Source organism: Oculatella sp. LEGE 06141, assembly GCF_015207605.1.
In the GTDB taxonomy this organism is placed as follows: Bacteria; Cyanobacteriota; Cyanobacteriia; order Elainellales; family Elainellaceae; genus Oculatella.
Map to the genome: position 1 here is coordinate 1 of NZ_JADEWO010000119.1, position 5,933 is coordinate 5,933.

Below are 5,933 nucleotides of genomic sequence, written 5' to 3' on the forward strand. Positions count from 1 at the left end.
TAGAATGGATGTTACTGATACAAATTAGAGTCAGTTAGATGAATGCGTCTATGTAAGGATGCGTAATGAGAATTAACAGTATTCTTCAAGGAGTTACTTGACCCCGTCCGGCTCAGAGACTATGTTAGCCTGCGGTAGGTAGCTTAGAGCATAAATCTCATCAGGCTTGATGAAGAGATTAAATCACTTGACTGACAAATCCCGGACTGCTAGACTCTCTGAACTTGTGAAATCACGAGAAGCCGTGTTTTGAGAACTAACATTACGTTATGGTTGCTAATCTACTACCTTCTGACGGAAAGCTATCTAGACAAAACAGTGCGGATTTGCTTGCAACAGCAGTCTTATACGCTTGGTGTCAATGGGGCAAGCTAGAAATAGACATTGCAGAAAAGCAATCAAGATACCAAATCATTGAGAATAAAGATGTTTTAGAAGCTCTTGAGATGTTAACAGATAGTCTCAGAAAAAAAGTCATTGAGAGTATAATCGAAAAAGATATTGATTCACTTGATTCTTCATGTTGCCTAAAAGAGGCAACTGACAAGGAAATTTCATTTTTTAATAACATTGGATTAGGGATTTTAAGCAATTTAGATGATAAAGCTTTAGGAGCAGTTTTTACGCCTTCGTGGCTATCGGAGTATGTCACAAAAACTGCTTTAACCTATTGGCAAGAAATTAACGATTCAAGTGCTATCCCCAGTCAAGTGGCAGATTTTTCTTGTGGTTCAGGATCGTTTCTCATTCAACTGAGTCAGTTTCTGAATGGAAAATCTCATATCTACGGAAAAGATATATCTAGTGAACTAGGATGTTTAGCACGCTTAAGCACACTTGGAATTAATAACGCTACTGTTTCCGTGGGCGATAGTTTGCTAGACCATCTCTCTATAAATAACAGCTTGTTTGACTATCATGAAGGATTGAGTGCGCCGAAGTTTAAGAAAAAGGTTTTTGAAAGCTATGACATTGTTGTTGGCAATCCTCCTTATGTTCGCTCTCAAAACATCAGTTCTCAATACGCCGATATGCTGAAGAAGGCATATCCGGGATATACCAGTGGCAATTTTGATCTTGTCACTCTGTTTTTGGTTCAATCTTTAGAAGCATTGAAACCCGGAGGCGTTGCCTCTTTAGTGGTTTCTAATAAATTTATGAATTCAAAATATGGAGCTTCTGTTTGCAGACTTTTAGCTAATCATTCTAGGGTGATTGAGGTCGTAAACTTTGGAGACAATCAAGTATTTCCTGGAAAAACTACCTATACGTGCATCGTTACATTTTCCAAACAGCCTAAAGCAAAGCTGTTCAGAATTATTAACTTCCCATCAGGAACAAAGTTAACTGAAAACAAATTAGCGATTGCTTCTGAACAAATAAATGAACTCTCTGTTGAGCAATTGCTCTGGCATCCTTGGGATCTGTCAGTAGGCACTGAAAAACAAATCTTGAATACTATAAGACAGAATTCAAAAACTCTGCTTACTGATGAATTTTTAATCTGTCAGGGAATTAGGACAGGCATGAACCAGGCTTATGTTCTTAGTCAAGAGGAGTTAAGCAGGACTGAGCCAGAAATAACTTTTCCCTTTGTAAGTGGAAGAAATATTAGGCGCTGCGCGATGCTTCCCGCTCAGGAATTCGTTGTTTTTCCCTATCAATTTAATGAATTTAATACGGCGCAAGTTATTCCTCCATCATTAATGCAAGAAAAATATCCAAAAACATGGAAATATCTCCAGCAGCATAAAGTTGCTTTATCAAGCCGTTCTCTTGATAAAGCATTGCCCTGGTATGCATTTAGTCGCAATCAGAATCTGGAGCAACAAACAAGACCGAAGATTCTGGTTAAGGAGATGATGTCTCGTGCTGAATTTTTTGCTGATTATGAAGGTGAGTATAGGATGGGGTCTGGCTATGCTCTAGTCGCTCCTCAAAATATGAGTTCTAAAGTTTTACAAATGTGGAGTGCTGTACTTAGCACCCCAACAATGGAGTTTCAGCTTAGATCAGTTGGGACTCAATTACATAGTGGCTGGTTTAGATTACTGAAGCACCACCTTAAGTGTATTCAACTTCCGGAGTTTAGCCCCAGCGAGCAAGAATATGCTGTCGAAATCTCTTCTAGAATTTATAAAAATCCAGAAGAAGACAAAGATCTTTTCTTGCTAGATGAACTTGTAGCTAACAGTTTTAGACTAACTGAGTTAATGCGACAACACATTAAACAGTATTTAGCTAACATTCACGACATATCGCGTTCAAGTAGTAAGTCAAACGATATTAAACCAGAAGCTTCTAAGCCTGTAACTACGACTACAGAAACGACAGCATATCCCGATCTAACTCCTGAACAACGTGCACTCTATTTACCTGTAGAGCTACCACAATTTAATAAGCTGCATATAGAGCGGAAGGATTTCTTACATCTAGTAACCTTTAAACCAAATAAACGTTCTCCCATCCATCGCTGGTACAACTTTACGCAAGGTTATTCAGGCAAGCTAGTCGAATGCCTTCTAAAGGAGTTAGAAATTTCATCGTCAGCACTTGTTTGTGATCCTTTTGCTGGCAGTGGTACGACTTTATTAAGTTGTAAAAAATCAGGGTTTGCATCTATTGGATTTGAGATTTCTCCTTTAATGGTTTGGATCGCAAAGCAAAAAATAAGGAATTGGAATATTGGAGAACTACGTGATGCAGTCAGTAAACTTAGTTCTGAAAAAGTCCGCCTTGCAAATGACTCGAATTTGCTTTTTCAAGATTACTTCAATAAAGCTTATGCTCCTGAAATTCTAAGGCAGATTATTGGATGGCGTAATTGGATATGGAATTCAGATCTTGATGGGCAGCAGAAAGATTTTTTAACTCTCGCTTTACTATGTATTTTAGAAGAAGTAAGTCTCATACGAAAACATGGTTCGCACTATCGATTTCTTAATAAAGCTGATAGCGTTGGTTTGGAAAAATTAAATACTCCAACGATCGCTTCTGATGCCAATATTCAACCAATCCTAATACGACAAGTAGAGGAGATGATTGGCGATGTAGAATCTACAGTTTGGGAAAAGGCTATAACTAATTGTGAGGTTTATTGCGGTAATTCACTTTCATTAATAAAAGAGCTTCCTGACATTGATGTTGTAATTACATCTCCCCCTTATCTAAATCGGAACAACTATATTGCTCAACAGAAAGCTGAAATTAGCTTACTTGAGTTACTTCCCTCATACGAGGCATATCGAGATCTGGTGAAGCGAACTTTTCGATCTCATGTTGAGAGCGATCTGCCGAGTAAGTTAGAAACCTCTATTGAAGAAGTCGAAAAAATTGTACATTCGTTAGAATTAACCGAAAATAATAATCCTAAAATTCCCTACATGATTGCAGGATATTTTGAAGATCTCAAACTTACTTTAAAGGCTTTGAGCCAAAAAGTTAAACCTGGCGGCTATGCCGTTTTTGTAGTGGGTAACTCTCGGTGGGGTGGAGTAGTAGTTCCGGTTGATCATTTACTTGCTCTGTTAGCCGAACACTCTGGCTTCTACGTGAAACAGATTTTAGTTACACGTATGAAAGGCAATAGCCCACAGCAAATGAAGCGTTATGGTCGGATTCCTGTAAGAGAATCAATTGTTATTCTTCAAAAGCTGTAGGTTAAATGTCAGAAGAATCGAAAAGGCGTTGCTGAAAAGCAATATGAATCGAAATGAAGGCTTGAGCATATAGCCTCTATTTCTTATTCCAAGTAAGCAACGCCTCGAAAAAAATCAATCCTCTATTTCCTCATCAACCTCAAATTCTCCTTCAGAAACTTCAATCTGAGGAGCTATAGTTAACAGATCGCGCAAAGCAAATCTTTTCTCTTTCCAGTCGCTCCACGCAGATTTTAATGCTTCCTTATCATCTAAACAATCAAGTTCGTCAATGATATGGCGAAGCGGGTTATCGTCTGGTTCTACCAGTTCTAAATTATCAACTAATGAATCGGCAGCAAGCAAATAGTCGTATCCTGCCATTTGAAGCATGTGAATATATTTATGGGGGGTCTTTTCAGTAACACCCCAATTGCCATCAAGCAAGCCGATCCAAACAAAATCTTTGTCTTGGAGAATCATTTGCTGATTCTCATCAACGCGAGTACGATATATTAGACCTCGCGTAATCTGTTCCTTAGCCCTGTTTTGAATATTCTTACCATGTCTATCCCGCCCACCACCACTTGATTTAGATTGGACATAGACTGGACAATCGTACTTCCTGGAATAAAGGATAAAGTCTTCAGCTGTTTTTGTCCGTTCGTAAACGCTACCTCCAAGGGTATGTAACATCGAAGGAACTTCAACATCTACTGCGAGTCCACCTAAAAATGCAACCTTTGCTTCCTCCAGTGTCATTTGAATGACAGCTTCTCCTGGATTAAAGAAACTTCTAGATTGCCAAATCTCATCCCAAGAGGCATTTACATAATTACTCCATTCCTTCCCGCTTTTTCCTTTTGAGCCTTTGAATCTCTCATACGCTGCTCCCATACATCTTCTGATAATGGAGTTTGAAATTTCACTAGGCTCATCTCCTTCTACGCCCACTTCATGTATCCATTCCCAAGCATCCAGTCGAAGCCTAGAATCAATTGGCGGATCTCCACTGAAGTTAATATCACTCCACTCGTTTGCAATTTGGTTCCATACATCTACATGCTTTAAGGAAACGATAGAAGGATTTTTTCCTATTTCAGCAAGATAAGCTTCTGAAGCTTCTTCCCAAAGGCAAACTACTTCATCAAAAAAGTAACGAAAGGCAGCAAGCACATAAGGCATCCAAGTATCTTGCTTTCCCCCTAACACTAGGATGGACCTTATATCTGGGTAACGTGCCTTTAGCAGCATTAATTCTCCAACCTTCAATTGGAATTTATTCTCATTGCTATGTCCTGGTTTATCAGGGTTGCAATAGGTTGTAGAAACAAAAGCTTGTGGTGATTGAGTGTTAGGAAAGCAACTATCTACTTGCACATCATATTGTTCGCCCAAGATGTCTGCAAAAACGATACGCCCACTACGCCAACCAAGAAATTCACGTATGCGTTTTTCAAGACCTGGACCGAACTGTTGTACAAGCCTTAAGCTTTTGCCTTGATTTGAATATGCCACAGGATACTGACTCACCTATTTATAGCAAACTACTCATCGTAGTTCTGAATCTTAATTAGATGAATAGACTTTAATAATATTTAAGCAAAGTTGATGAATTACGCCTTATGTAACCCAATTCAAGCTCTGTATCCTGTTATACATTCTAGTGTAAAACTCAATTGATAGTGGGAAGAGTAAATTTCTGAGCTTGCCCCAACCTCAAAGCGAAGCAGGCTAACGGTTCGGGTCAGCGGTTGCCGATACCTTTGCATCTCACCCAAGCGGCTTCGGTCAATCCGCTGCACCCGAATTGTTAGACAGCAAAAGAGTCAACTATTGGGATTCCTAGAACTCCCAATTTGCTTGGTTATACTTTCAAGCTGGGGAATAACGTTGTTCCTAAAATCCCGAAATTCTAAAGAAAGTTCACTATGAGAATTAAGACCACTTACGGTGGTAATTCTATTGTTCATGTGGTCAAAATTCGTATCAAGAGTAAACTTTAGGCTGTTTAGGCGATTTTCAATAGAAGTTAACTTCTCGTTCATTTGTTTTATTTCTTGCTCTTTTTTGTACATCTCGTCGTTCTTCCGCTTTAAATCATCGTTTTTTTCAGCTATTTCTTTATCTTTTTGGGCTATCTCACTATTTTTCTGAATTAACTCTTGTCGTAACTGTTCAAGGGGTTGAAAAAGGGAATTGAGAAAATCGAGAGGTGCTGCTAGGCTAACAAGATGGAAGAGAACCCTGTCCCCTCCATCAATGATGTTAGCCAATCGGACTGGGACAAGACCC

2 protein-coding genes and 1 pseudogene are annotated in these 5,933 nt (G+C 39.0%); 1 reads left to right on the forward strand and 2 read right to left on the reverse strand.

Annotated elements, in window-relative coordinates:
• Positions 1-269 precede the first annotated feature (269 nt).
• Positions 270-3,659: an N-6 DNA methylase gene (locus IQ268_RS31620; protein ID WP_193887393.1), complete on the forward strand. Its 3,390-nt coding sequence runs from the start codon at positions 270-272 to the stop codon at positions 3,657-3,659.
• A 114-nt stretch (positions 3,660-3,773) separates the two neighbouring features.
• On the opposite strand, the gene IQ268_RS31625 is transcribed toward IQ268_RS31620, so the two are convergent.
• Together IQ268_RS31625 and IQ268_RS31630 are read right to left on the reverse strand one after the other, a co-directional pair.
• Positions 3,774-5,156, reverse strand: a complete 1,383-nt coding sequence (locus IQ268_RS31625; RefSeq protein WP_193887395.1) for a hypothetical protein — start codon at positions 5,154-5,156, stop codon at positions 3,774-3,776.
• Between the two features lie 311 nt (positions 5,157-5,467).
• A pseudogene (locus tag IQ268_RS31630) lies at positions 5,468-5,933 on the reverse strand (hypothetical protein); the annotation flags it as partial.